This window comes from Paenibacillus sp. MBLB1832 (assembly GCF_032271945.1).
In the GTDB taxonomy this organism is placed as follows: Bacteria; Bacillota; Bacilli; order Paenibacillales; family NBRC-103111; genus Paenibacillus_E; species Paenibacillus_E roseopurpureus.
Window position 1 is genome coordinate 1,196,223 of sequence record NZ_CP130319.1, and the last position, 26,635, is coordinate 1,222,857.

Sequence of the window (26,635 nt, forward strand, 5' to 3'; positions counted from 1 at the left end):
CTGCCCTATCTCTTTTTGTATCGAGATGACAAAGGATGTCGAAAATTCTGCCCATCATCTTGAACTTGCCGCATTATGTATGGATTCAAACTGCGGTAAACTTTCCTTGTACGATCAACTTTTACAAGCGGATATGGAGGGAAATTATGAACCAGATTCTTTTTAGAAAGCGCTTTATCGGATTTGCATTTATTTTGGGTTTCCTATGTCTCACAATACTCTTATCAGATGGCAAAGCCTTCGCAGCAACGACGATCTATGACAAATTCAATGCGGACGTAACCGGGGGGACCCCTTCCGGATGGACGACCGACACGAGCGGAGGAACGGTGCAAGTCAGTGAGGTGCCTTTTCCGACCGATAAAAGCGTAGCCATCACCAAAACGGCGACAACCAATGCCGCTACGATAACCAAGACGTTCACGCCCATTACCGGCCGTGCGATTATTGAATATCGCGTTGTCGTTACGGACAATATGGCCGGCAACAAGATGGCCCCTTACATTTACGATGAAAATGGAAATCCCATTGTCAAGATTGAATTAAGAAGCGACTTCGTAAGAGCCTACAACGGGGCGGCCAACTACGCGGTGTCGGGAATTACACTGAATGAGTGGACGATCATCAAGGTCGTTCTCGATACCAATACGAAAAAATACGACCTCTTTATAGACGGTATCAAACGTGTGACCGACTATTCGTTCTCGACCACGACAGGTACAAGCGCCGCCTCACTGAAGTTCAGTGTACCTTCGGGCCAAACCGGGGTCATGAACATTGATGAAGTGCGCATCTACGATTATGAATCGCTGGTGACACCTCCATCAGGTACGATCATTAATATTACATCCGCGCCTTATAATGCGGTTGGCGACGGTGTGACTGACAATACGTACGCTATTCGCCAAGCGATTGCTGATGTGCCTGCAGGCGGAACGGTGTATGTACCCTCTGGTAAATTTGTAACCGGCGGCCTGGATTTAAAAAGCAACATGACCTTGTATGTTGATTTGAAGGGAACGCTTCTTGCAAAACCGGACGAGAGCGCTTTCCCCGACCACGACGAGACGATTGAGAACTGGTTGTCCGGCGCGATGAGACGAGCCTTCATTTATATTGGAGGAGCAACGAACGTACGATTAGATGGGGGCGGTACAATCGACGGCAATGCCGGCAATGTCGCCAACTGGCATAGCGGTGCATCGTACGATATTAAGATTCGTCCCAACTTGATTAAAATTTATAACTCGGATACGGTTTCCGTGAAGAACCTGTACTTGAAAGATGCCCCGGCGTGGCTGCTCTTCCCGTTGGAATCCAACAATATTACGATCAAGGATATTGTCATTTACTCCATCATGTCGGGCAACAAAGATGGGATCGATCCGTCCAACTGCTCGAATGTACTGATCGAGAACTCGCAAATCTACACCGAAGATGACGCGATCGTACCAAAATCGGGAAGCGCGCGTTTTAACGATAACGTCACGGTACGCAATATTTTCATCAATGGCTCGACGGCTGCCAACGCCTTAAAGCTTGGAACGAACAGCTATGGGCAATTCAAGAATTACTTGTTTGAGGATGTATATATCAAAAGAGCGCAAATCGGCGGCATTTCGTTAGCTCTCGTCGATGGCGTCGTTACGGATAACATCACGTTCCGGCGGATTAACATGAGCAAGGTGCAAGGCGCACTGTTCATCCAGGCGGGATACCGTGGACAAAAGCCGGCCAGCGCGCCTGTTATTACAAGCGATATCAAGAACATTTCTTTCGAAGATATTAAAGCTAGGAATCTGACCTCCACCATTGGTTCAGGCTTCCTCGGCAATATAACGTCCACGATCAACTTCCGATTGAGTAATCTGAGCTTCAAAAATATTGACATCCAATATCCGGGCGGCCTTTCGACGGTGCCTGCTTCGCCAGCAGAGTATGACGGAACATATCCGGAGCTGAGCAAATACGGAAATCTGCCGGCGTATGGGTTTTATTTGCGGCATGTCGATGGAATCACGCTGGACAATGTCAATATAAGCGCAGCGAGTACAGATGCTCGTCAGCCTATCGTGATGGAAGATGTGTCTAAGGTCAACGTTTATAATGAAGCGGAGAACGGTTCAATTAACGGTGAAATGCAAGTTGTGAATGATAGTACTGCGTCCGGCGGAAAGTACATTGTGACTCCGAATCCGAGTGGCTTCAATCTGGGCAATGCGTACTCCGATCTGACCTTCCAGGTGTATCATTCGGGGACCTACTATCTCTGGGGAAAAACGAAAGCTCCAACGCAAGAAGATAATTCCTTCTTCATCAAAGTAGGTTCTAATCCGGAAGCAACATGGCATATGAACCCGTCCACTTCCTGGACCTGGAATAAAGTGACGGATAATGTGAATCCGTACAGCTTCTCGCTCACTCCGGGAACATATACGATACGAGTAAGAGATCGGGAAGACGGCACGCCTATTGATAAACTGCTGTTGACGAGTGATTCGGCATACATTCCGGCCAATTAAAAGGCAAAAGCAAGACGGAGGCCTTCCAGGTGAGGGTCTCTTTCTTGATTTTGCTGCCCCATTTTCTGAATTGTATATCGTGGCGGTATCCAATCAGATTTATAATGAAGACGCTTTCCAATTGGAGAAAGAGAGGAGAAGCCGGGTAAGGATAACGTTTTGAAAATACGTTGAAAGAGGTGTATGCAATGAGGATTTTCAGCTCCACAACTATCCGTATCGGCATTGCCTGCGTACTGGTTGTTCGATGTGTACTTTCGATTTGGCCAGTCGACCACGCAGCAGCCGCAGGAACGAGCACGACCATTTTGTATGATGCCGGTTATCTTAACGTAAAAGATTTCGGAGCAAAAGGGGACGGTGTAACTGATGATACGGCGGCGATTAACAGTGCGATTCGATCACGGATCAGATTTTATGGATACCCGATGAACTTGTACTTCCCTGCGGGCACCTATCTCGTTAGTGATGTCATCAATGCCGTCAATCCAGATGGTACGGACAATGCTCACTTAACGCTGCAAGGGGAAAGTAAGGACGCGACGAAGATTAAGCTGAAGGATAACGCAAGCGGTTACAACTCGGCCGCTTCAACGACAAAGGCCGTCATCCGTTTTGCTGGGGAACAGGGGACGCAAAATCAAGCGTTCAACAATTTTTTGTTTGATTTGACGGTAGATACGGGGGTGTTGAATCCCAAAGCGATAGGTGTCAATTATATTGCCAGTAATCAAGGCAGTATTCGAAATGTCTCCATTGTGTCTCAGGATGGTCAGGGAGAAATCGGTCTTGACATCACAAGGCAAACGGGGCCTGCGCTAGTCAAAAATGTGAGCGTGTCCGGGTTCAAGTACGGCATAAAAACCGGTATGCCGCTCTATAGTATGACGCTCGAAAATATTACGCTTTCCAATCAAACGGTAACCGGGCTTTATAATGAAAATCAAGTGCTAGCCGTCCGCAAACTGACGAGTACGAACACCGTCCCCGCGATTATCAATACGAACAATAATACGATGCTCTCCATTATTGATTCTATCTTCTTAGGTGGAGCGAGCGGCATTAGCGCCATCCAAAATGTGAATCATGCGTCCTTGTTCGCCCGCTCGCTAGATGGGAGTCAGAGCTCCTACTCCAGCGTTATTACTAACTACGGCACAGTAGTCACAGGAAAGACAGTAACCGAATTCAACTCCGATTATGTACAGCGGCTGTTCCAATCCACGATTTCCTCTTTACAATTGCCGGTTCAGGAAACCCCGGCTCTTCCGGAAGATTCTCCAACAGATTGGGCCGATGTGGAAGATTACGGCGCCAATCCCAACGATACCATTGATGATACCACAGCTATTCAAAATGCCATGAATTCAGGGAAATCAACGATCTATTTTCATCCACGGAATCAAACATCGAACACGTATATCATCTCCAGCCCCATTACGGTTTCAGGCAACGTCAAGCGGATCGCCGGTTTTGGCACGTTCATTAAACCAACAGGGGGCACGCCTGTAAAGTTCGTCATTAACGACACCAACTACCCACAGCTGTTCATCGACCGATTGTTTGGACAGATTCAGCTCTCGCACGTATCGACGAAAGATCTTGTACTCTTGGACGACCAGATTGCAAGCTACGCAAATACGTCGGGAAGCGGCAATCTGTATCTGGAAGATACGTATGCGTACACGTTTGCTTTTAACGGAAACAAAGCCTGGCTCAGGCAAGTCAACCCAGAAAGTCCTAACAGTACCCAAATTGTTAATAATGGGGGCACCGTGTGGGCCTTAGGGGTGAAGACGGAATGGATGCACACCGTCGCCAAGACGATGGTGGGCGGCAAGAGCGAACTCCTCGGTGTATTCATGTATCCAGCCCAAGGTAACGTTCCCGTCTCGACACCTGCATTTGAAACCGTGGATTCCCAAGCTTCTATCGGATACGGCATATTCAATGATGCGGTCAAGTCGTATACCATCTTGTTCCGGGAGACGCGGGGCGGCGTCACCAGTGATCTGCTTGCTGATCCGCTCGTACCGAAACGAACGTCAGCGGGTACAAAGGTTTCGCTATATACTGCGATCCCGCTCTCAGGCGATATCCCGTTCGGCGATACGAGTCCGCCAAGTACGCCTACGCTAACACTGCAATCAAAGACTGGCACCTCGGCAACGCTTACGTGGGGGGCCTCGTCGGATAACGTGGGTGTAACTGGTTATATGGTTTACCGAGGAAATCTTCGGGTCGCTGATACTTCAAGCTTAACATTTACAGATACGGGGCTAGATTCACAAACGACTTATACCTACACGGTCAAGGCCCATGACTATTTGTTCAATCTATCGAATTCGAGCAATTTGGTGATCAAAACCCCGTAATTCCTGCAACTTGTCCTAATCACGAATATAGTTACGGAACACGTATTCTAGAAAAGGTTAACTGGTTCGATATCATGTGTCTTGGCAGATGGCTCCATGGCAGGATATGGTGTTAGCAGCAAGGGCCATGGTATCGGCCGGAAAGGAGGTGAGACATGAGAGTGTCCGGATTGGAGGCGATTCAATCGGTAACAGCGGGCAAGAAAGTGAGATCGTCAAGAAGCCGTCTGCTGCTTCAGAATATTCCTTTGCTGGTGATGTTTATCCCGGGGGTTCTGTATTATGTTGTATTCAAATATATCCCGATTGGCGGCGTCGTCATCGCCTTTAAGGACTATAACTTTAATGACGGGATCATAAATAGCCCCTGGGTTGGGTTGAAGCATTTCCGTATTTTATTCAGTAACCCGCAATCCTCGCATATCATTGTGAACACGTTATGGTTAAGCGTTCTCCGAATTGTGTTTGGATTCCCGTTTCCGATTATCCTCGCCATCATGCTGAACGAAGTGAGGAAATCATGGTTTAAGCGCACGGTGCAAACGATGGTGTTTATCCCGCATTTTTTTTCATGGGTCATTGTCGGAGGTATTGTACTCACAATATTCGGTCAAGAGAGCGGCACGTTGAACATTCTCCTTAAGCAGTGGACAGGTCAAGCCTATCCGTTCCTCTATCAGGCTTCTAGCTGGGTAGCCGTGTATATTGGTTCAGGGACATGGAAGGAAGCCGGGTTTGCATCGATCATTTATTTGGCAGCGCTCGCTGCTATCGATCCCGGCTTATACGAAGCCGCCGCAATCGACGGAGCTTCCAAAGCAAGACAGATTTGGCACATTACATTGCCCGGTATTAGCACGGTAATCGCCATGATGTTTATTTTATCGCTTGGCGGGGTGATGGATGTTTCCTTCGATCAGGCTTACATTCTCGGCAATTCGGTCGTGGCAGATGTATCGGAAGTCATCAGTACTTGGATTTATAAATTTGGTTTGCAGGGCGGTCAGTTCGGCATCACGACGGCCATGGGACTTTTCGAGTCACTTGTGGCCCTAATATTGATAACCGCAGGTAATGCTGTTGCGCGCAGATTCGGCAAAGAATTATGGTAGGAGGGGAAGAGCATGAGAGCTTCCCTTTGGGAGAAGCTGTTTTATCGGTTGAATGAGTTCATCTTACTGTTGGCGGCGTTAACCTGTCTGCTTCCATTGATACATATCACTGCAGTCTCGTTTAGTCATCCAATGGAAGTGACAAGCGGTCATGTAACATTATGGCCTATCGAACCGACATGGAACTCCTTTGAAGCTTTGTTAATAGGGACGAATGCGATAAAAGCCATGCTGAACAGCGTTGTCATCACAGTTGTCGGCGTTATAATTAGCATGATTGCCACCGTATTTGTTGCCTATCCGTTAGCGAAAACGTATTTCTTAGGACGCAAGTTTTTTTCCGTAGCCATCGTGTTTACGATGCTGTTTGGAGGCGGACTCATACCGCAGTATATTGTCGTCAAATCGCTTGGCATCATCAATACGTACTGGGCGTTGTGGTTGCCGGGAATGATCAGCACTTACAATATGTGGGTGATGAAATCATTCTTTCAGGAGCTGCCCCGCGAACTGGAAGATGCTGCCCGCATAGATGGATGTAATGAGCTTCGGCTGTTGGCTCGCATTATTTTGCCGATGTCCATGCCGATGTTGGTTTCGATTGCGTTATTTTACGGGGTAGGGTACTGGAACAATTTCTTTCAAGTACTGATCTACATCAACGAGACGGGCAAATACAATTTGGCCGTGCTCATCCAGCAACTTATCATTTCACTGGCCGATCCGAAGCTGGTCCTGGAGCAAGGACGTCTGCAGGACATTGCGCCGGAAGGCATTAAAGCAGCAGGGGTACTGATTATGATTGCACCGATGTTAGCCGTGTACCCTTTCCTACAAAAGCATTTTGTGAAAGGCGTTATGATTGGATCCTTAAAGGGGTAACCCTTGGGAAATAGATAGAGGAGGTCATTATTCATGAAAAAGATGTACCGTTCGGCATGGATTGCCGGAACATCCGTTGTCCTACTTAGTATGTTAGCTGCAGGGTGCGGAACGAAAACGGAAACGACTGTTAACAAACCAGCAGCGTCAGGTACCGCTGCACCTGAGAAGCGCGGCAATATCACTGTGGCCGTTTACGATAATGGGAAAGTTCCAGCGGATCAAGGCACGATGGAGAAAAACTGGTTAACCGAGTGGCTGAACAAGAATGGGCCTGTGGATGTCAAGTTTGTGCCGATTCCAAGAACGAAGGATACGGAGAAATATAACTTGTTGTTTGCATCTGGGGATGCTCCTGATCTAATCTGGTCCTATGATTCTGCGTTGAAAGCGCAATTAATCAGCCAAAAACAAGTCATGCCCTTAGAAGACCTGATCGACAAGTCTAGCACGACCTATAAGAAACTGTTAGGTCAGTTCCCGAGCTTAAAAAAATTAAGCACTTCCCCGGATGGACATATTTATCAAATCGGGAAGGTCAATGCGGAAACGGTTACACCGAACTTTATTTTAACTATCCGGCAAGATTGGCTAAAGAAGCTGAATTTGCCGATTCCGCAAACGACGGAAGATTTGTATAACACAGCGGTTGCGTTCGCTACGAAGGATCCCGACGGTAATGGAAAAGCCGACACTTACGGGATGAATTTGAGCTTTGTTGGCGGTCTTGAAGTGGATCAAATATTCGGCAATATCCCTCCGATCATCGAGAATGGAAAGGCAATTAATCCTTGGGATCGCTTACAAGCGGCAACTGATTTCAAGAAGAAGCTGTTCGATGCGGGAGCCGTTGATAAAGAATTTCTGCTTGATAAAGATGGGGCCAAGGCTAAACAGGCTTTCACGAATGGCAAGTTGGGTATTTATGGCTATTATGTCGACCGGAATCCCTATGACGCTTTGCTGAAAAATGATGCGAATGCCGATGTTGTGGCCATCGCTTACCCGAAGGGGCCATATGGACAATTCAGCGGCGCTCTGAATCCGTCTGCACAAGTGGTCGGGTTGGTGAATGCCAAGGCGAAAGATCCGAAGGCTGTTATGAAGTTTATTGATTTTCTCTCTGAACCTGCGACCATGAAAATGATGAAGTACGGGGAAGAAGGAACCGATTACAAGCTCGATAACGGTTGTCCTGTCTTAGTGGACAAAGATAATCCTAAGTTTAAATTTACCGATACGTTTAACATCCTCAACTCCTTAAAAGCACTCGAACCCAAATGCGGTTCTCCTCTGCTAGGGCTCAAGCCTGATACCAACCCATCGGATAAGATGTGGGCTACGATCTTGCAGAAAGCCGACGAGTATTATACGAAACCAGAACGTCCATGGCCTGGGATGACTTGGGCTGAATTCATGCCATCCATGCCGAGCGATCTTCAAACGATTAACTCCACGGTGAGCAGCCAAATTACGGATATTGTGAATAAAGCTATTGTCAGCGGCACTTCCTATTCAACAGAGCAGGCCATCAAGGATGCGAAGGAACGTTGGGAGAAATCAGGCGGAAAAGATATCGATGCTTGGTATGATAAGTGGTATGGGGAAAATAAAGACAAGGCCTTCTTGACTAAGGATCTTTATTTGAAATAGTGGAGAAAGGGAACAACGGACCGGAGGTGATGCCTCCGGTTTTTTTGTGTTGGGTGAGTGACAATTATATTACGATTCTTGCCCTTCATGTGGAATTTCCCCCATTTCAAATCAAATCCCCCTACCCTATAATGATATGCTAGATAGGGAAAAACGGGGGGATTCAGGTGAACATGGAGCAGTTCGTAAATAAGCGAAATACATGGTTTTATCGGCTACTTCTCTCGTATGTTCCCGTTTTTTTTGTTGTAAGTTCACTTTTGATCATTGGTTTTTTTATGTTAATCGTCTATCTATCCAAACAAGAAGCGAAACGCGCTAATGATGTTACTGTCCAAACATTCATGCAGTCGGTTGACCAATCCCTGAAAGTCATCGATTCAATGCTCATGCAAAGCTCGCAATCGGATCGGGTGCTTGCTCAATTTGTTACAGATGCCCGTTTCGAGGAGTCCTATTTCAATCATTATCAGGTTATCGGCAAATTAAACGATTGGATCGATGGCTATCCGCTTGTGGATTCCGCTTACGCGGTGAGATGGTCGGATGGACTGGTTATCATGCAAACGGGGAGTGATCATTTGGAGCGGTTTCCCGATCGCGCCTACGTCATGTCGTTTAAAACCAACACCTTGCCGCAAGGATGGTCCGAAGCGCGAAAAGATCCCATGGCCGGATCCGATGCCAGAGGGGATATCGTCTCGTTAGTCCATCAAGTTCCGTTACAGACTTCAGGCCTCGGTATCGTCGTTGTGAATGTTCGGATATCTGAATTAATGCGCAGCATTAAAGATAAACATGTGCTCAATGTCGATACGTTATGCATTCGAGGCAGAGATGGAGCGCTTCTCTATGCTTCAAGTGACGCAGGATGTTTGTCAGCTTCCACCCCGATGCCCGTATCTGCAGCGGTTTCGAGCTACACGGGGTGGCATTATATGAGCGCGATGCCCCATTCACATTTGCTTTCTTACGCATCCGTATTTTCCTACATTTGGGTCATTGGCAGTACAATCGTTACCATACTGGGGCTAGTGTTCTTCATCTATATTACAAAGAGAAATTACAAGCCCATTGAAGCCGTGTTAACACAAATCAGGCTGCATGTGCATAAGAAGAGTCAGCCAATACCCGAGCAACTCAAAGACGAGTTTCAATGGATCGAGTCGACATTTGAAGGGCTGCTGAGCGAACTGAGCGACTTTCAGAAGCAGTCGGAGCGAGAGCGAATCGTCAGACAAAAAATTACGCTTCAGCTCATGCTGCTCGGAGGTCTGTCTGGCAATAGCGAGCACGGGGTAGAGCTCGACTTACTGCCACAGCATGGGGCTAAAGTAATTATGATCGTGGAAATGGATCACTATCCCAAATTCCTTGCATCGTATACATCGTCGGATCAATTTTTGCTCAAATATGTGTTGACTAAGGCACTCCAGGAGCTTGCAGAGCACAACCAACTGGAAGTTTGGACGGAGTGGATGACGAGCAGCCGCCTAGCCTTATTATTACTTGGGAAAAACACAGCCGGCATCGAGGCGGAGCTGTCCGAGAGGATCGAATGGTTGGCAAACGCTTTGCAAGACTGGGTCGTCCATCATTTGCCCTTCACCGTGACGTTGGGGATTGGCCATGAAGTGTTTCAGGTGGAGCAGCTCCCAGAGGCTTATGGGCAGGCAGAAGAGGTGCTTCGTTACAAGTGGCTGTTGGAGCAGGAGAAGGTGCTTTGGGGAAAACGCTTGAAGACCCAACCCGGTAAGGAGCTATTGGATTATCAAGTCATCGTGCAAACGATGGCGGAATCATTGCGTCTGGGCGACGAGCGTTGGGAAACGGACTATGAACAAATCTTTGAGGAAGCTCGCCAATCTTTATTGTCTCGTGACGACATGTTGCGGGTATTGCAGTACATGCTTTATGCCTTAGACAAGGAGTTATCCTCATTAGGATACGAGTCGATGGAAGACATCATCGAGCAGGTTCTCAGCAAGAGCAGAGAACTTATTCATCATATCGAGACGTTGAAAGAGCTTAAAGAAAATCTAAAAAGCCCTTTACAGGAGCTATTTCAACGGATTCGTGAACTTCGGGTAAACCAACAACATCATAAGTTAATCGTGAAGGTTAAGTCATTTATCGAGGGGCATTATTCCGACCCGGACTTCTCATTAACAACGCTCAGCGATGAATTTGGACTTACGGGAAATTATTTAAGCAAGCTGTTTAAATCTGAATTCGGGGATACCTTTGTGAATTATCTGATTAAAATTCGCATACAGAAGGCGAAAGAGCTATTGTTGGAAACGAATGAAACCATTCAAACGATAGGCCAGCGCGTCGGATATGTACAGACGATATCCTTCAATCGGGCCTTCAAGAAATTGGTGGGGCGGTCGCCCGGCGAATATCGCAAGCTGGATAATAGGGCCGATCGGAGCGCCTTCTCCGCCGTGGACCTGGAAGATACCGATCCCGAATCCTCCTCCGGTCAGGACTAGGTCTCTAGGGTCGGGTCAAATATTTGTATTTTCTTCTGCAAGAGCGCTAGTTTCCGGCATCTTACAGGGCGAGCAGATATGGAGGAACGTCCATAGATAGAAGGAGGGGGAGTCATGCCAATAACAAGAGGAGTGGATATCAGAAAGGCCATTGAACGTAAGCGGAGAGAGATGCATTCGCTAAGCGATCGGTACGGGATGGCTTCACAAATAGTTCTACGGAAATCGCGGGAGATTGACCGCCTGCTAAATGCTTATGGAAGTTTATGTAAAATCAAGGAGAATTAATGCTCCAGATAAAAAACGCATGCTGCGCGTAAATATGCAGCATGCGTCGTCATGCAGTTCCCCACCGCGCGCTGGGAACTGCGGGCGGTTTGGAAACGTCATGCCGTGGTGTCATGACGGCGAGTTTAGCCAGCTATAGCCATTTGAACAGGAAATCGACAGGGTCTTCCTGAGGATTTAACTCATGCGTGCCTTTAAACACTTGGGATGAAAACTTGTCCGCTATTCCTAATGCTTCGTAGTAACGCATAACCTGTGCCGAGACTGCACGGAAGCCCTCAGGATGAAATAGTTCGTCGTCTTCGCCAGCTTCGAGATAAAGTGGCCGGGGGCAAACCAGTCCGCAAATTTCACCATCCAAGAGCATATTGCCCGCATTGAACCATGTCCAATCAGGCCAATCATAGCGGAACCGGTCGTTCACAAAGCAAGATGAAACCGATACTTGGATACGAGTATCAATTGCTGCAGTGAACAACGTATAGAACCCGCCATAGGATAGCCCGATCATACCTACTCGATTGGTGTCAAGCTCAGGCCGTTCCAGCAGCTTGTTGATGCAACCTTGTATTTTGAACAGTTCGATGGCTGCAAGAGAGCTTCCCAACTGTTTAAATTGAGTATCTAAGTGCTGCCGTTGAAACTCGGGACCAAAGCGTTCGGCGTTCCACAAGAGCAATTGCGGGGCGAACACAGCGGCTCCTCGTCTTAGTACGCGCCGCGTCATATCATGATAGTTCTCCGACCCGAAAAATCCTGAACATAGTTCGGGGGTACCTTGTCCGCCATGTTGTGACACTACCAAGGGAAAGGGGCCTTCCCCGTGAGGAAGGAAATACAGTCCGTAGGCCGTAAGTCCTTCCATCACCGGAATGTTCGCCCGATAGATCGAGCCGAGTTCGTCTTCGCCTATTTGTACAAAGCTCGCAGTATCCGTGACGGGAGGCTGGGGAGGTTCAGTTAAGGGCCAGCCAAGCATCGCCTTAAGGCGATGCCGGTAAGGGGTGCTGCTGCGGACGTATGCAGCTTCACTGGAGCAGTCCGGCTGAAAGTATTGTTCGCGACGTAACGTTGACAAGGCTCGCTGATTTTCGATGAAGTCTAATAGCTCCTGATATTGTTGGAGTCGGTACGCATTACCGGCAGTTTCTTCTTCTTTAAATAAATTCACGGTTTCCCCTCCGTTTTCTCTAGACATTCAAGAATGACTTTGGGCGCATTCCCTAGCGCCATGCTCTAACTGGATCAGCCTTGCCAGTTTCTCAACTTCAACAAACGATTGCTAAGCCGTTGAGCTTAGCGAATCACCTCGGCAAGGAGGGTAGAAGTAAGCTGTTTAATGGGAATAGGCCGGGATCCTATACCTAGATCGTGAACTCGATGTGCCCACGATTCAAAGTCAGCTTGTATTGGATAGAAATCGATTCCATAACTGCGAATGAAATCTATGAACATCCTGCTACCCGTAATTCTAACTTCTTTACCCATTTATTTGATTTGTTGAGCTAGAGCAATTTAGAGTCAAAATTAATCCAACAACACGTTGTATGATAATATGATAATCGAAGAATGGATTCATTATCAACCTACAAAACGTTGAAGAGTGTCGGATTCATGGGGGAGAGATTACGAATAATAAAGTTAAAATCCACAGTTACGGCAATACCAGAGCGGACTTTCCGAGGCTGCTATGTATGCTACGTTAAAGCAAAACCGAAGTCTGCAATGAAAATGCGAACAAACGGCCATAGTCCCATTCTTGGGGTGGCCGTTCTTGCTACGAAGGATCCGTTAAGGAAAAAAGGTGCTACTACTTCAAACGGCGCGGGTGTTGGGTGAGCTCAGCACGTGCAGGCCAACAATTACCAATGTTTTTCAAGTCAATTCATTGTTCATCGAAATTTGACTTTTCCCAGAAATTATAACACATGTTCCCAAAACGCATAAGGAAAAGGGTTTTGGTTGGGGAAGATTTTCCAACAGCACTCGTCATTTTCTTGATCTCAAACGAACAAGTTTAGCAGCAGTTCCAGTGAGTGGCGAAGATTGGGCTCGATTACGAGACGGTGAAGGTTTTGAATCCTCGCCTTGTCTATGGTGAAATTACAGGTTACGGCAGAGAAGGGCCTTGTAAGGATAAGCCAGGTCAAGACTTGCTGGTACAGTCACTCTCAGGGATTACCTGCTTAAGTGGAGATGCGGATCAAGGTCCGGTGCCGTTCGGATTAGCGATCGCGGACATGATGGCTGGCGCACATTTGGTGCAGGGCAATAACCGAGCTTGGATTGGGAGCGCTGTTGCAAATATAAAAAAGCTGAAACTCAAACCAGAGTCTCAGCTTTTTAGCTAACCTACTTGCTGCGCCAAGCTCATCTCCACACACATGAGAATAAACGCGCCTGCGCCGTGCAGATCGTTCTCGATCGTAGGACGGGCGATATAGTGCGCGTAGTCTCCGATGCCCGTGCCAGCAATGCGACAGGGTACCAGCCGAGGGCTCTCCCCCAGAACTCCGGTGCCAAGCCTGTGACAGGATCAGCCCACTCCGCCGTTTTCGTTTCATCCCATCCGTGGTAGAACAGGCCTGTAATAGGATCTTTGGTATGGCTCTCCATAAGGATGGCTTGATAGGTCATCATGTCGAAATAGTCCGGTTCCCCGAAGGTTTTACCGTATTGGACAGCAATCGGCCCAGCCATGTACAATCCGTCCAGCCACATTTGATTCGGCAAATATTCTTTGTGGAGCCTGGAACGAACCGTGGCTTCCTCTATCAGCAGAATACGATGCGTGACGCGCTAGTTGCAGGTATTAATCTGAATATTTTTCATAAGCATCATGAGCGTGTCCGCATGGCCAATATTGCCCAGGTAATAAATGTGTTGCAAGCGGTCATTTTGACGCGAGGGGCACAGCTAATTTTAACGCCTACGTATCATGTCATGCATATGTACAAAGTTCATCAAGATGCGACATACGTGCCTGCGCAGATCGATAGTCCCCTATATGTGATGAAGTCAATCTGGCGAGGTAACGGGTACAATTCTAGTGGCAGACACGATACAAGCGCACAACACGTTCGACAATCCAACAGCTGTTGCGCCTGCTGCCTTCACTAGTTTCCGTAAGGAAAATGATCGCTTGATCGTCAACCTGCCAGCAAAACCGTTGTCGTACTTGCTATCTGCTAGTGGAGGTGTTGTCTCATGACAGAGGTAAAATATTTTCCATTAAATGTACATAAGCCAAAGCAAGTACGGGGAACCTATTCTTACGAATTCTCGCGAATAGTTATAATCGATGTGTGGAGTGAAACGTATTTTAATTGATATGTTCAAAAAAATGCCGGCATCACGGCTCATTGTAATTGCATATACCGTCGGTATTTTACTTGCAGCTGTGCTTCTCAAATTGCCGATTAGCCTTAAACCGGGCGCCACGATTTCTTATGTGGATGCCCTTTTTACGTCGGTCAGTGCCGTCAGTGTGACGGGGTTGACGACCGTGGCGATTAAAGATACGCTGAACGGCTTCGGGGTTGGCGTACTGGTTGTTGCTTTTCAATTCGGCGGGATCGGCGTGATGACGCTTGGCAGCTTTTATTGGCTGCTGTTCGGCCAAGAAATTGGCCTGCTGCAACGGAAGCTTATTATGATTGACCAGAATCGCAATAATCTGTCTGGTCTTGTGCAATTAATGCAGCTTGTGCTTGGCGTAACGCTTCTAATTGAAGCCATTAGCACCGTACTATTCGGCATGTATTTCTATTGGGCAGGTTTCTATGATTCGCCATGGACTGCCTTGTGTTATGGGATGTTCCACGCCATTTCTTCATTCACGAATGCGGGTTTCGACCTGTTCGGCAATTCGCTCTTGGACTATTCGGAAGATTATTTCGTCCAGTCGCTTACGATGGTCCTTATTATTTTAGGCGGAATCGGCTTTCCAGTCTTAGCGCAAGTGCGGGAGTATTTCTGGGGCAAGCATCCCAACTATCGGTTCTCTCTGTTTACGAAGTTAACCCTTGTGACCACGGGGGTGTTGTTGGTTGTGGGAGCCGCGGCGATTTGGCTGATCGAGCGAACGCATGCGCTCGCGGAAATGAGCTGGCACGGCAAGCTGTTTGGCTCACTATTCACTTCCGTCACCTCACGCAGTGCAGGTCTGACAACGCTCGATATCACGGCTTTAACAGAGGGGAGTTTGCTGCTGCTTTCCATCCTAATGTTCATTGGTGCAAGCCCATCCAGTATGGGCGGGGGGGTCCGAACGACGACCGTCGCAGTCATCGTGCTGTTTTTAGTTTCTTTTGCCCGCGGGGAAAAGGAGCCGAAGGTGTTCGGCCGAACGATCAATCAAGAGGATTCGCTCAAGAGCTTCGTTTTTTTCCTTACTGGAGTCGGACTGATGATAGCAGGCATGTTTGTGCTGTTGTTGGCCGAGTCTCACCGTCACGGGTTATCGGCCATCATGTTTGAGGTGGCGTCTGCTTTCGGAACATGCGGTTTATCCACGGGAATCACAGGTGATCTCGGCAGTGTCAGTAAGATCGCGCTGATCCTTTTGATGTTCATCGGTCGTATCGGGTTATTCCTCTTCTACACGCAATTCACGAATGGAAGGAAGAAACCGCTGATTCGGTATCCTGAGGAGAAGCTTATTATTGGGTAGGTTCACCATTATCTTTTTGGGATTTTTTTGCATATGACGATTTGTAAAATGAAATAATAGTCGAATGTTCGAATATTTTTCCCGGAAAAGTGAAACGTGTTTAGATTTCATTCGTATCAGATAAAGGAGTTCACTAAAACAGGTATGTGAAGGGAGGTGGCCTCGTTGACAGTTAGTTTAGTCAAAGGTCAGAAAATCGATTTAACAAAAGGTAACGCAGGTCTATCTAAAGTTGTGGTTGGGTTAGGTTGGGATCCTGCTGTTGTGGAGAAGAAAGGTTTCTTCGGCACAAAAAAAACAGCGGTTGAGATTGATATCGATGCATCCGTGATCCTGTTGGATGAAAAGGGCCACATCACCAAAGAGAAGCATGTCGTGTACTTTGGCAATTTGCAAAGCCCTGATGGCTCGGTGGTTCACTCTGGAGATAACCGCACAGGGGATGGCGACGGGGATGATGAGCAAGTTACGATTCAATTAGGACAAGTCCCTGCGGACGTTAGCAAAATGGTGTTCGTCGTTAATATTTATGATTGCGTCAACAGAAAGCAAGATTTCGGGCTGGTCCAATCAGCATATATTCGCGTGTTGAATGGTTCCAATCAACAAGAATTGGTGAAGTTTAATTTAACTGACAACTACGCTAGTAAAACATCCTTGATCGTAGGTGAAATCTACCGTCATAGCGGCGAATGGAAATTCAATGCGATTGGCGAAGGCACAACAGATACAACCCTCGGACTTTTGGTTAAACGATATCAATAGAATTCTATATAAAGAGAGGTAATTCACATGTCCATTTCCTTATCCAAAGGCCAGAAAGTCGATTTAACAAAAACAAACCCAGGTTTAACGAAAGTCATCGTTGGACTTGGTTGGGATACAAACAAATATGATGGCGGCAAAGATTTCGATTTGGATGCGTCCATTTTCGCTGCGAATGCAGCGGGCAAAGTTTCTAATGAATCCGACTTTATTTTCTATAACAATCGTCAGAATGCGAACGGTTCCATCGTACATAACGGTGACAACCGCACAGGTGCTGGCGACGGCGATGATGAGCAAATCTCTGTCGATCTTAGCAAAATACCTGCAGAAACTGAGAAAATTGCGTTCTGTATCACGATTCATGATGCGGCAGCGAGATCGCAAAATTTTGGACAAGTTTCCAACGCGTACGTTCGTGTACTTAACGAGGGCTCCGGCGCTGAGCTGATTCGTTATGACCTAGGCGAAGATTTCTCCATCGAGACAGGCGTTGTCATTGGTGAACTATACCGTCATAACGGCGAGTGGAAATTCAACGCAATTGGCAGCGGATATAAAGATGGTTTAGCTGGGTTGGCACGCGATTACGGCTTGCAAACATCCTAGGTTGCATGTATTATCGGGGGTGGTGCTTTTAGGCACCACCTTCCCTTTCATAACAGAAGCAGTTAATCAAACAGGAGGTCCATTAGCATGTCAGGTTTTTTCCAAAGTTTTATCGATAATTTCCTTAATTTCTTCAGTTGGGACGTGCTCTCAGCCACATTGACGGATCCAGTAAACTGGGGAATCATTGGGACGCTTGTGCTGCTTGAAGGCTTGCTTTCAGCAGATAACGCGCTTGTCCTGGCTGTCATGGTTAAACATTTGCCGAAGGAACAACAGAAGAAAGCTTTGTTCTACGGTCTGCTAGGTGCTTACATATTTAGATTCCTAGCAATCGGCGTGGGTACGTTCCTTGTGAAAATTACATGGATTAAAGTGCTTGGCGGTGCGTATTTACTCTGGATCGCCTACAGTAACCTCTTCATGAAGAAACATGATGATGAAGGCGGCGAAGTGAAGAATAAAGGTCTATCCTTTTGGCGTACGGTACTAGCTGTAGAAATTATGGATATTGCATTCAGTGTGGATAGTGTTCTTGCAGCATTCGGTGTAAGTGATAAGGTTTGGGTACTATTCCTTGGAGGTATTCTTGGCGTTCTGATGATGCGAGGCGTGGCCCAAGTATTTTTGAAGCTCATTGACAAGATTCCAGAGCTGGAGAAAACAGCGTTTATCCTCATTATTGTCATTGGTCTGAAAATGATTGCTGGCGCTTTCGGCTTCCATATCTCACACGTCGTCTTCTTCTCCGTCATTATTGCTTTGTTCGGAGGAACGATTATTCTGAGTATGTTTCGTAAGAAGGATGAGTCCAAATCCGTAAAAGGCTCCTAATCGAAATAGGAGAATAATCAGTGCCGCTCATCATATCTTTGATAGTAGTTGATCCTTCGTATCAATTCGTCAGAGAGGGTGCGTAGTATGATCGTAGGCGGCATGATTTTAGGCGGAATTATCATTACGCTCATTGTGATCGCGAGTGCAGAGAAAGCAGAATATGTGTCCAATTTTATCGATAAATAGTCACTGTTGAAGCCTGAAAAGGTTTCTTTTTTTTGCGAACTAGATAGAATATGAAGTAAAGTTTACTTATAAAGGAGCTTCCAATGAGCCATCCTAAACTAGATGCACCCAAAATGCCCAAAGAATTACCGCAGATTACCCTGGAGGATAGTAAATTCGAGCCCGAGGACAGCTTTCATACTGGCATTATTAGCGACTGCATCATAGATAATCAATCCGCTTATAAAGTTGCGTTTGATAAAATTATTTTCCGCAATGTAACCTTTACCCGAATCGCCATGAAAGAAATTGAATTTACGGATGTTATCTTTGAACGATGTGATTTATCCAATGTGGATTTCTCGGAGGCCACCATTCATCGTACTGAGTTCCGTAACTGCAAAATTATCGGGATGGATTCTAACGGGTTCCACGTTACGTAACATCTCCTTTCACGATTGCTTAGGGGATTTTGCAACGTTCCGGATGGCCAATTTGAAGCAGATTGCTTTCCATTCTTGCTCCTTAGTGAAATCGGATTTCTACGAAGCAACCTTACAGAAAGTCTATTATGATGAATGTCAGCTGGACCAATCCCAGTTTACAGGAGCCAAGCTCGAAGGCATTGATCTAAGTACCTGTGAGTTCACAAGCCTGGGGGTTAGTATAGAGGATTTGCGCGGATGTATCATTTCCAGAGCGCAGGCGTCCGTGTTTGTTAGTCTTTTTGGGATTACATTAAAAGAATAATTGGGCTTGGAAAGGGAGGGCAGACCGTGAAGCTGGGATTTGATATCGATGATACCCTCATTAATCTGAGAGAGCATGCTTTTCATATTTATAATCAGAAGCTAGGGCAGAATGTTGGTTTAGATGTGTTTCACGCCCTGCCGAGCATGGAGATTCATAGCGCGTTTGGATTGACCAAAGAAGAGGGGGGCAAGCTGTGGCACAGCCTCCGCGATGAGATCTATTATTCGGACTGTGCGACGTTCCCGCATGCACGCGAAGCGTTGAATCAACTAGTTGCGAAAGGGCACGAGGTCTACTATATTACGGCTAGAGCGAAGGAACATACGGATCGCACAAGACAATGGCTGTTGGACAACGGATTCCCTGTGGCCGAGGGGCACTTCTTTTGCGGCATGAGCGATTCCGAAAAGGTGCACATTATTGAGCAGCTCGAGCTCGATTATTACTTCGATGATAAGCCGACTGTTCTTGCGACGCTGTCTCACTTGCCGATCCAGATTTGTGTCAAGGATCGGTCCTACAATCGACATCTGACCTTGCCTCGGATCACTTCGTGGGAGGAACTGCCCCGGCTGATGCAGGGGTAAAAAGCGCCACATCACGATGTGAGCGCAAGAGCTCGAGATGGCTTCTAGACACAGAAGCTGAGGATATGTATACCAATGGTTGACTTCACGGGTTTATGGTCCAATTCTCGCTAAACGTTCGATCGGAACATGGAGCGGCATGCAGTTGTCATCGAAATATGGCCATTTCTTAACGCTGCAGGCACAGGGACTGAATACATAGTAGAAGCTTCATTTAAATCGACAAGCCAAACGACCCAACCCAAGACAGTGTGGATCCCCTAGTTCCCACACTAACAACGCATTATCTAGCCCTATAGCCACTATCCCGTTAGCTCAGGAAAAGGCTAAATCAAAAGCTAGAACTGAAAAAATAAGTCACAGATCACCAAACTACTCCAGCCCACTATTGTTCATCACAGTCACACTATGCTTAAGATGCTACCACTATCACCTATGCTCAGGAGGGGCGCATCGAAATGAGAGTTGAAAAGAAAAGACACCAAACAAGAATCAAAATTAGGGCACATAAAAGAGTATGCTAAATAATGGAGATTACTCAATTGGCTATGTGCTCGCTTTGAAACATCTCGAGCTAAGTTACGGGAATAATGACTAGCGTTATAAAGAAGTAATAGAAAAATAGAAGAAATAGGGTTAGTTAAGAAGCACATTTGAGAGGGAATGGAGTTGATTTTACTGAGCAAGTTGTAGGGGACTTCCTATGCAGAGATTGGACAAATGATTAAAGATAGGAGTCTTGGATTCAATAAGATTTAAACGGAAGCAAAACTCATCCAAATACAGCTGGAGGTGCTTCGATCCAATGCCATGAAAGGTTGTATTAAGCCACATACTTGCTTGAGCAGCAAATTGGATGAGAGGGCGATGACGTTTAGGTGTGTAAAATCCAGTTACTGTATCGATTTGATTGACGGAGGGATGGATATATTGTTGTTTGAAATTAGAAATATCGGAAGTTGCGATATGTTTGTTTTTCGGATTAATGGGCTTAACTAACTTTATTTTAATTGTAGAATTCGTCGAGACATCAGAATGATCGACGGAGGAGCCCACTAATAAAAGATGTTCTTGTGGGTGCTTGTGAACAGACGGATTGAATGGACGACCATAGATCGCAGAGTTCAGTTGTACAGAACCAGATAATAGGCTTTGGTTGTCTGAAAGTTGAATAGCAGTGCGTATTTTATGAAGAATTAACCAAGCGGTTTTATAAGTAACATTGATAATTTTTGAGAGTTCAACTGCAGTAGTACCTAAACTAGTACGTGAAATTAGATAAACAGCAATCATCCATTTATGAAGAAAAGTGCGCGATCCTTCCATAATCGTCCCTGAGAGTAATGAAACTTGAAAACGACAGTGGCTGCATTCATATAAAGGCAAACGACGAGTTGTTGTTACATACGCATGACGATGCTCACAGCGTGGGCAGCAAAAACCATTAGGCCATTTAATTTGAAATACATAGTCGATACAGGCATCCTCTGAAGAGAAATGCTCTTGAAATTGCTCGAAGGATAAGGATGAAACATCCATGGCGCATCTCCCAACTTTCAATAAATAAAAACACTTGTTCTCATAACTCATTGTACCAAACATATGATCCTATTGCAAGAAAATGTAAAATAATGTGTAGTAATTTTTAAAACGGAAATCTGAGCTTACGGGATAATGGAGATAGATTCATTGGGAAGGTAATGCCACTCGATGTACTGGGGGGAAGGCGAAACTGAGCTTATGGGATAATGGTTATAGATTCATTTGGGGTATTGTGAGCGGCGAGACTGTGACGAGATGGAAGTGAGGTTGAAGATTTTGTATCGTCTTTTTCATATCATGTCCGCATAAGGTAGTACTAATGATTTGGAGGCTCGACCATGAGCGGGCAATGATAAGGGGGAGACTACATGCTGCAGAGGCGACGATGGCGAAGCAGACCAACTGTGAAAAAAAGCCGTAAAAAAGCCATTTGGGTCGGTTTACTCATCTTTGTCCTGTTTTGTATACAGTTTTTTATTTATTTTGAACGTAATTTAAGGCTTCCCTTAATGAATTTGGCTAAAGTTCGGATTAAACAGATTGCAACGCAAGCGATTAATAGTGCTATTGCGGATCATGTCGCGAAGGGAACGAATGCCGCGCAATTAATGGATTGGAAAATGGATAACAACAATAAGATTACGGGGTTTGTAATCAATTACAATGAACATATGCGAATTACATCAGAAGCGATTAATACGGTCCAAGGTGAGCTGAATAATTTGGAAAGTATATCGGAGCATATTCCTGTGGGGCAGGCGTTAAATAGTGCTATTTTGGCATCGTTTGGACCAGATATTCCCATTAAATTGCTGCCAGTCGGCAGTGTGAAGGTTGATTTGAATACACGTTCCCAAAATGTGGGGATCAATATGGTGATGTTCGAAGTGTATGTACATATTATCGCGGAGGTCTCCGTTATTATTCCTTTTGACTCGGAGACAGAAATTGTTGAAACGGAGATTCCCATTTCTTACTCGCTTGTGGTAGGAGATGTCCCAACATATTATTATGATAATAAGGGGAATCCAGTGGGAAGTACGAACGGATCAACGCCGCCAACGATTACGTTGCCTACGACTCCGAGTTCTGGGGCCACGCATACCACTCCAAAAAAATAAACCTGCCCGTTGGGCTAGGTTTATTTTTTCTTGTTACGATCTTCACGCTCCCACTTCCGTAAGGACGGATAGGGATCGTAGCTCCACTCGTTTTTTCCATTATCACGATAGAGGCCAAAGTGCAGATGAGGGGGGAATTTACCTGATGTACCTGGCTTCCCATAGCCAGAGCTGCCAACCCAACCTAGGGTTTGACCAGGTTTAACGATGTCATTGATTTTGATGCTTTTTTGGAAGCCTGACAAGTGTGCGTAATAATGATAAATATTGTTTAAATCTCGAATGCCGATTCGCCAGCCTCCATAGGGGTTCCATCCTTTTATTTCGACGATCCCATAGCATGTGCTCCTGACGGGTACACCATAATTAGCAAATAGATCTGTTCCCTCATGAGTGCGATGCCCTCCCCAGCCGCGGCTGTCACCCCACGTACTGCGATAAGAGTAATCGGCTGAAATGGGCAGTGGAAAGGCATGATCATTTGCTTCAAGTGTGCCTAATGACTCATAGATAGCTGCAAATTGACGGATGCGTTCAACGCTGCGTGGATTTTGATAATAATTCCAGAGATTAATTTGAAGATTATCTACTTTTGTTCCGTTCTTGGAAAGAATGGCAGCCATCGCGGCAAGGACGTCCAAGTCATTGGTAGGATCAGCAATCGCATCTCCCGATCCATCCCGGCCTAATCCATGAAAGAAGGAGATACTTGTTGGATTCGTATCCTGTTGACTTGGGTTCAATAATCCAGTCCAAATTGACTCTGTAAAGTAGATATTCGTCATTTCAGTAAGAGCTTTTCTTTTTTTAACGATGTTCATTGTTTTTTCATATTGATCTACGGCGGCTAAATAGGACCAAGGGATGCCAGATAACAGGCTTATTTTTTCAAAAAGCTCCTTCCGCTCCGCTTGCGTGTGTTTTCTCTCGGGAGATTTTGAAGGAGCCAGTTGGTCAGGAACAATGGTTTGAGAATCAGCAAGTTGTGAGAACGAGGTACTCGATATCGTTGATAGGAGAAGGCTAAGGAGTAGAACTTTTGACCACAATGCTTTGTGTTGCATCTCTATCATCCTTCCTGAAATGTTAGTTCTTAGGATGTACGGAACGTTGCCTGTTTATCCTTCGATCTTTCGTTGTTAGGTGATTTTTGCTATGATGCCAATAAGAGGTGGGAAGAGTGGCATTTAATCACAGAGATGAGCATGTGGATGATCATATGTTAATAGTTCAAGCGAATTTGGATGATATGAATCCAGAATGGATGTCCTATCTGATGGATCAGCTGTTTGACGTTGGTGCAAATGATGTTTATGTTGTACCGATTATTATGAAGCGCGGACGACCTGGACTCATGCTGAATGTTCTAATCGATGAGGAACTTATAGCTCAAGTGGAAGAGATTATTTTTAGAGAATCCACAACGTTAGGTATCCGGTATTTACATGCTTCGTGTCATCGATTAGCGCGAGAGTTTGAGCGTGTGGATACACCTTGGGGACTTCTAACTGTTAAAGTCGGTTATCACAATGGAAAATTAGTTCAGTTTGCTCCGGAATTTAAAGAATGTGAACAAGTGGCTAAATCACATCACATTCCTTTGAAAATGGTGTATGAAGAAGTTAGAATGAGGTTTAATCAGCAGATGCAAAAAAACGCTCAACCCGAGTAGGGAAGAGCGTTTTTTAATTGTTTTATTGGGGAGCAGCAGGAGCGGAAACATGATGATGGGGGTGACTATGCGGGTGATGATGCTCATGCTCATGGCTATGGTGATGATCTTCGTGAGAATGGTGATGGTGGTGGTGGTCATCATGGGAATGGGTATGTTCATGCGTATGCTCGTGAGCCAGATGCTCATGACTGATTTGCCATTTGCCGATAAAAGGATCGATTTTGCCAATCACGACACGAAGCACGTTAGGTTGCTTAGGGAGATCTCTCGTTCCTGCTCCATATCCAATACTGTCGACGACCATAGGCGGGAAGCTTTTGGAGAACTCATCTACAACACCAGAGATAATACCAGCGCCTGTCGGCGTAGTCATCTCCAAACTGTAATGCGTTGACGCGATTGGGACGCCTCGCATCATCTCGAGTGTAGCAGGAGCTGGAACTGGATAAATTCCGTGATCGATATGAATCGTTCCTGAGCCTAACGGTACTGGTGATGCAAAAATTCGCTCAATTTGTAAGGAGTCGATGGCTAATGCAACACCGACGATATCGACGATGGAGTCGATGGCACCGACTTCATGAAAGTGTACCTTTTCAATAGAAGTACCATGAATTTTAGCTTCTGCAAGGGCGATTTTTTCGAAAATAGCGAGACTAAGTGAGGTAACTCGCTCGTTAAATCCAGCTTTTTGTATCACTTGTACGATTTCGGAGTAATGCCTGTGGTTCTTAGGCGGATGCTTGGGATCCAGTACAACATCTAATTTGAGAGCGGAGATACCACGTTTGATAACTCGTTTCCATTCTAAGGTGTAGGGCTCAAGTTGAATTTTGGATAATTCATCCTCGATGTAATCTCGATCTGCTCCCGCATCGACCAACGCGCCCAGCGTCATATCGCCGCTGATGCCTGAAAAGCAGTCTAAGTATAAAATGCGCATGATCGTGTTCACGCTCGCTTCGACATATTTTTGTTAATGAGACCTGCATAGTAACCAGCGCCGAATCCATTATCGATATTGACGACGGAGATGCCTGGCGAACAGCTGTTTAACATGGACAATAAAGGAGCTACTCCTGCAAGATGTGCGCCGTAGCCGATACTCGTCGGCACGGCGACGATCGGTTTGGACACTAATCCGCCGACGACGCTGGCGAGTGCTCCCTCCATGCCGGCAACGACGACGATCGCATTCGCACCGCGAATAAGCTCAAGCCGGCGGAATAGCCGGTGAATGCCAGCTACGCCCACGTCGAACACGCGTTCAACGTGGCTGCCCAGGCATTCCGCTGTAAGAGCCGCCTCCTCCGCCACGGGGAGGTCGGAGGTGCCTGCGCACACGACGGCGATGTATCCGTCGTGGACCTTGAGCAGCGGGCGCTTGAACCAAGTGAGCGCCCGCGCCGTTTCGTGGTAGGTGACACCTGCCACGTTAGCTACAACATAGGCGGCTTTGGCCGCATCGACGCGTGTGGCCAGCACGCGGTCGGTGTGCTCCGTGAGCCGCTGGAAAATCGCCTCGATCTGCTCGGCGGTTTTGCCTTCCCCGAAAATGACCTCGGGGAAGCCTGTCCGCTTCTCGCGATCGATGTCGAGCTGCGCAAATCCAAGATCAAGGTTGGCGGGTCCAGACCCGCCCTCCTTGATGATTTGCTTCTTGGCTTCTTCTACGTCCAGATCGCCCGCCTGGACAAGCTTTAGGATTTTCTCTAAGTCCATCATATGGAAGCTTCTCTCACCTTATCTTTCGTGGCTTGGGATAGTACTTCATTCATACTGCCCGTGCGGTAGCCTTGTAAGTCTAGTGTTACATATGTAAAGCCAAGTTTACTGAATTTCTCATAGATCGCATCACGATGCTCGACCACTTTGTGAATTTCGTCCGGCATCACTTCGATGCGGGCAATTTTCTCATGGTGGCGCACACGGACCTGATATAGACCAAGCTGAGAAAGGAAGTATTCTCCTTCATCCAATTGGTCGATTTTCCACTTCTCAATTTGTGTGCCATATGGAATACGTGATGATAAACAAGCGAAGGATGGCTTATTCCAAGTGCTTAGACCCAATTCTTTGGAAAGAGCGCGGATCTCGTCCTTCGTTAACCCAGCTTCCTGCAACGTACTGCGAACGCCTTGCTCATTCTTCGCTTGAAGACCTGGTCGGTAGTCCCCCAGATCGTCAACATTAGAGCCGTCGAGGATATACGGGTAACCCAGCTCTTTGGCGATGTCTTGCAAATGCGAATATAGACCCGTCTTGCAATGGTAACAGCGGTCTGGATTATTGGCGACGAAGTTAGCATTCTCCAATTCCTTCACTTCTGTCTTGTGCAAGCGGACACCAAATTGTTCTGCTAATGTGGCAGCGGCATCGAATTCCCTCGTGGGAAATGTTTCCGATGCTGCGGTAACGGCAAGAACTTGGTCACCCAGCTCTTGCTGTGCACGTTTGAGGACAAACGTGCTGTCAACGCCTCCTGAGAAAGCAACGATCACGCGGCCCATTCCTCGTAGAATCTCGCCGAGTTTACGATCCTTCTCACGCGTTACTTCTTGTATGCTCATGTTTCTTTCCTC

At 46.4% G+C, this 26,635-nt stretch carries 24 protein-coding genes and 1 pseudogene; 18 read left to right on the forward strand and 7 right to left on the reverse strand.

The genetic code is table 11. From position 1 onward, the window contains the following. Positions 1-146 precede the first annotated feature (146 nt). From MJB10_RS05440 to MJB10_RS05470, 7 genes are all read left to right on the forward strand, one after another. Positions 147-2,522 (forward strand): glycoside hydrolase family 28 protein, encoded by a 2,376-nt coding sequence (locus MJB10_RS05440; RefSeq protein ID WP_314802382.1) that lies wholly within the window; start codon positions 147-149, stop codon positions 2,520-2,522. A 188-nt stretch (positions 2,523-2,710) separates the two neighbouring features. Then, positions 2,711-4,897, forward strand: a complete 2,187-nt coding sequence (locus MJB10_RS05445) for a glycosyl hydrolase family 28-related protein (protein WP_314802384.1) — start codon at positions 2,711-2,713, stop codon at positions 4,895-4,897. Positions 4,898-5,052: 155 nt separating this feature from the next. Then, positions 5,053-6,009: an ABC transporter permease gene (locus MJB10_RS05450; protein WP_314802386.1), complete on the forward strand. Its 957-nt coding sequence runs from the start codon at positions 5,053-5,055 to the stop codon at positions 6,007-6,009. A 12-nt stretch (positions 6,010-6,021) separates the two neighbouring features. After that, complete coding sequence (locus tag MJB10_RS05455) at positions 6,022-6,891, forward strand: carbohydrate ABC transporter permease (protein ID WP_314802388.1); 870 nt, start codon at positions 6,022-6,024, stop codon at positions 6,889-6,891. Positions 6,892-6,924: 33 nt separating this feature from the next. After that, positions 6,925-8,544, forward strand: coding sequence for a type 2 periplasmic-binding domain-containing protein (locus MJB10_RS05460; protein WP_314802390.1), 1,620 nt, complete (start codon positions 6,925-6,927; stop codon positions 8,542-8,544). Positions 8,545-8,717: 173 nt separating this feature from the next. Continuing rightward, positions 8,718-11,039 (forward strand): helix-turn-helix domain-containing protein, encoded by a 2,322-nt coding sequence (locus tag MJB10_RS05465; RefSeq protein ID WP_314802392.1) that lies wholly within the window; start codon positions 8,718-8,720, stop codon positions 11,037-11,039. Between the two features lie 114 nt (positions 11,040-11,153). Further along, the gene (locus tag MJB10_RS05470; protein ID WP_314802394.1) at positions 11,154-11,327 is read left to right on the forward strand and encodes an aspartyl-phosphate phosphatase Spo0E family protein; all 174 of its coding nucleotides are present in this window, start codon (positions 11,154-11,156) and stop codon (positions 11,325-11,327) included. 133 nt (positions 11,328-11,460) lie between these two features. Here the strand turns inward: MJB10_RS05470 and MJB10_RS05475 are convergent, their stop codons facing one another. Next, the gene (locus MJB10_RS05475; protein ID WP_314802396.1) at positions 11,461-12,498 is read right to left on the reverse strand and encodes an alpha/beta hydrolase family protein; all 1,038 of its coding nucleotides are present in this window, start codon (positions 12,496-12,498) and stop codon (positions 11,461-11,463) included. A gap of 865 nt (positions 12,499-13,363) precedes the next feature. On the opposite strand from MJB10_RS05475, the gene MJB10_RS05480 reads away from it, so the two are divergent. Beyond that, entirely contained in the window at positions 13,364-13,678 is a 315-nt protein-coding gene (locus MJB10_RS05480) for a CoA transferase (RefSeq protein WP_314802397.1), read from the forward strand. Positions 13,679-13,697: 19 nt separating this feature from the next. Here the strand turns inward: MJB10_RS05480 and MJB10_RS05485 are convergent, their stop codons facing one another. Further along, positions 13,698-14,060: a glycoside hydrolase family 88 protein gene (locus MJB10_RS05485; protein WP_314802399.1), complete on the reverse strand. Its 363-nt coding sequence runs from the start codon at positions 14,058-14,060 to the stop codon at positions 13,698-13,700. 3 nt (positions 14,061-14,063) lie between these two features. On the opposite strand from MJB10_RS05485, the pseudogene MJB10_RS05490 reads away from it, so the two are divergent. The 8 genes and pseudogenes from MJB10_RS05490 to MJB10_RS05525 all read left to right on the forward strand — a co-directional run. Beyond that, positions 14,064-14,538, forward strand: a pseudogene (locus MJB10_RS05490) (alpha-L-arabinofuranosidase C-terminal domain-containing protein); the annotation flags it as partial. A gap of 120 nt (positions 14,539-14,658) precedes the next feature. Continuing rightward, positions 14,659-15,999, forward strand: a complete 1,341-nt coding sequence (locus MJB10_RS05495; protein ID WP_314802401.1) for a TrkH family potassium uptake protein — start codon at positions 14,659-14,661, stop codon at positions 15,997-15,999. Positions 16,000-16,164: 165 nt separating this feature from the next. Next, a complete protein-coding gene (locus MJB10_RS05500; protein ID WP_314802402.1) occupies positions 16,165-16,764 on the forward strand; it encodes a TerD family protein in 600 nt (199 codons plus the stop codon). A 27-nt stretch (positions 16,765-16,791) separates the two neighbouring features. Further along, complete coding sequence (locus tag MJB10_RS05505) at positions 16,792-17,373, forward strand: TerD family protein (protein WP_314802403.1); 582 nt, start codon at positions 16,792-16,794, stop codon at positions 17,371-17,373. Between the two features lie 87 nt (positions 17,374-17,460). After that, positions 17,461-18,207 carry a TerC family protein gene (locus MJB10_RS05510; RefSeq protein WP_314802405.1) on the forward strand — a complete coding sequence of 249 codons (747 nt, stop codon included), beginning with the start codon at positions 17,461-17,463 and terminating at the stop codon, positions 18,205-18,207. A gap of 272 nt (positions 18,208-18,479) precedes the next feature. Further along, the gene (locus MJB10_RS05515) at positions 18,480-18,818 is read left to right on the forward strand and encodes a pentapeptide repeat-containing protein (RefSeq protein WP_314802407.1); all 339 of its coding nucleotides are present in this window, start codon (positions 18,480-18,482) and stop codon (positions 18,816-18,818) included. A gap of 85 nt (positions 18,819-18,903) precedes the next feature. Beyond that, the gene (locus tag MJB10_RS05520) at positions 18,904-19,125 is read left to right on the forward strand and encodes a pentapeptide repeat-containing protein (RefSeq protein ID WP_449591360.1); all 222 of its coding nucleotides are present in this window, start codon (positions 18,904-18,906) and stop codon (positions 19,123-19,125) included. 26 nt (positions 19,126-19,151) lie between these two features. Continuing rightward, positions 19,152-19,715: a 5' nucleotidase, NT5C type gene (locus tag MJB10_RS05525; protein ID WP_314802411.1), complete on the forward strand. Its 564-nt coding sequence runs from the start codon at positions 19,152-19,154 to the stop codon at positions 19,713-19,715. 675 nt (positions 19,716-20,390) lie between these two features. Here the strand turns inward: MJB10_RS05525 and MJB10_RS05530 are convergent. Beyond that, positions 20,391-21,254, reverse strand: coding sequence for an IS1595 family transposase (locus tag MJB10_RS05530; protein ID WP_314802412.1), 864 nt, complete (start codon positions 21,252-21,254; stop codon positions 20,391-20,393). A 371-nt stretch (positions 21,255-21,625) separates the two neighbouring features. Here MJB10_RS05530 and yunB point away from each other — a divergent pair, with 371 nt between their 5' ends. Beyond that, positions 21,626-22,378 (forward strand): sporulation protein YunB, encoded by a 753-nt coding sequence (gene yunB, locus MJB10_RS05535; RefSeq protein ID WP_314802415.1) that lies wholly within the window; start codon positions 21,626-21,628, stop codon positions 22,376-22,378. Between the two features lie 20 nt (positions 22,379-22,398). On the opposite strand, the gene MJB10_RS05540 is transcribed toward yunB, so the two are convergent. Continuing rightward, complete coding sequence (locus MJB10_RS05540) at positions 22,399-23,442, reverse strand: M23 family metallopeptidase (protein WP_314802416.1); 1,044 nt, start codon at positions 23,440-23,442, stop codon at positions 22,399-22,401. A gap of 116 nt (positions 23,443-23,558) precedes the next feature. Here MJB10_RS05540 and larC (MJB10_RS05545) point away from each other — a divergent pair, with 116 nt between their 5' ends. Next, entirely contained in the window at positions 23,559-24,050 is a 492-nt protein-coding gene (gene larC / locus MJB10_RS05545; RefSeq protein ID WP_314802418.1) for a nickel pincer cofactor biosynthesis protein LarC2, read from the forward strand. A gap of 22 nt (positions 24,051-24,072) precedes the next feature. Here the strand turns inward: larC (MJB10_RS05545) and larC (MJB10_RS05550) are convergent, their stop codons facing one another. Genes larC (MJB10_RS05550) through larE form a run of 3 tightly spaced genes read right to left on the reverse strand, consistent with a single transcriptional unit; the run spans position 24,073 to position 26,623 of the window. After that, positions 24,073-25,008 (reverse strand): nickel pincer cofactor biosynthesis protein LarC, encoded by a 936-nt coding sequence (larC, locus tag MJB10_RS05550; RefSeq protein WP_314802420.1) that lies wholly within the window; start codon positions 25,006-25,008, stop codon positions 24,073-24,075. Then, positions 25,005-25,778, reverse strand: a complete 774-nt coding sequence (gene larB / locus MJB10_RS05555; protein WP_314802422.1) for a nickel pincer cofactor biosynthesis protein LarB — start codon at positions 25,776-25,778, stop codon at positions 25,005-25,007. Before larB ends, larC (MJB10_RS05550) begins: the two co-directional genes overlap by 4 nt. Beyond that, complete coding sequence (gene larE / locus MJB10_RS05560; protein ID WP_314802424.1) at positions 25,775-26,623, reverse strand: ATP-dependent sacrificial sulfur transferase LarE; 849 nt, start codon at positions 26,621-26,623, stop codon at positions 25,775-25,777. Before larE ends, larB begins: the two co-directional genes overlap by 4 nt. Positions 26,624-26,635 lie beyond the last annotated feature (12 nt).

Excerpts from the sequence above, each read along its gene's own strand:
- MJB10_RS05505 (WP_314802403.1), top strand. The coding sequence starts at position 16,792 with ATGTCCATTTCCTTATCCAAAGGCCAGAAAGTCGATTTAACAAAAACA.
- MJB10_RS05470 (WP_314802394.1), top strand. The coding sequence starts at position 11,154 with ATGCCAATAACAAGAGGAGTGGATATCAGAAAGGCCATTGAACGTAAG.
- MJB10_RS05465 (WP_314802392.1), top strand. The coding sequence starts at position 8,718 with ATGGAGCAGTTCGTAAATAAGCGAAATACATGGTTTTATCGGCTACTT.
- larB (WP_314802422.1), bottom strand. The coding sequence starts at position 25,778 with ATGATGGACTTAGAGAAAATCCTAAAGCTTGTCCAGGCGGGCGATCTG.
- MJB10_RS05495 (WP_314802401.1), top strand. The coding sequence starts at position 14,659 with ATGTTCAAAAAAATGCCGGCATCACGGCTCATTGTAATTGCATATACC.
- MJB10_RS05440 (WP_314802382.1), top strand. The coding sequence starts at position 147 with ATGAACCAGATTCTTTTTAGAAAGCGCTTTATCGGATTTGCATTTATT.
- MJB10_RS05445 (WP_314802384.1), top strand. The coding sequence starts at position 2,711 with ATGAGGATTTTCAGCTCCACAACTATCCGTATCGGCATTGCCTGCGTA.
- MJB10_RS05515 (WP_314802407.1), top strand. The coding sequence starts at position 18,480 with ATGAGCCATCCTAAACTAGATGCACCCAAAATGCCCAAAGAATTACCG.
- MJB10_RS05460 (WP_314802390.1), top strand. The coding sequence starts at position 6,925 with ATGAAAAAGATGTACCGTTCGGCATGGATTGCCGGAACATCCGTTGTC.
- MJB10_RS05530 (WP_314802412.1), bottom strand. The coding sequence starts at position 21,254 with ATGGATGTTTCATCCTTATCCTTCGAGCAATTTCAAGAGCATTTCTCT.
- MJB10_RS05540 (WP_314802416.1), bottom strand. The coding sequence starts at position 23,442 with ATGCAACACAAAGCATTGTGGTCAAAAGTTCTACTCCTTAGCCTTCTC.
- yunB (WP_314802415.1), top strand. The coding sequence starts at position 21,626 with ATGCTGCAGAGGCGACGATGGCGAAGCAGACCAACTGTGAAAAAAAGC.
- MJB10_RS05455 (WP_314802388.1), top strand. The coding sequence starts at position 6,022 with ATGAGAGCTTCCCTTTGGGAGAAGCTGTTTTATCGGTTGAATGAGTTC.
- larE (WP_314802424.1), bottom strand. The coding sequence starts at position 26,623 with ATGAGCATACAAGAAGTAACGCGTGAGAAGGATCGTAAACTCGGCGAG.
- MJB10_RS05510 (WP_314802405.1), top strand. The coding sequence starts at position 17,461 with ATGTCAGGTTTTTTCCAAAGTTTTATCGATAATTTCCTTAATTTCTTC.
- MJB10_RS05450 (WP_314802386.1), top strand. The coding sequence starts at position 5,053 with ATGAGAGTGTCCGGATTGGAGGCGATTCAATCGGTAACAGCGGGCAAG.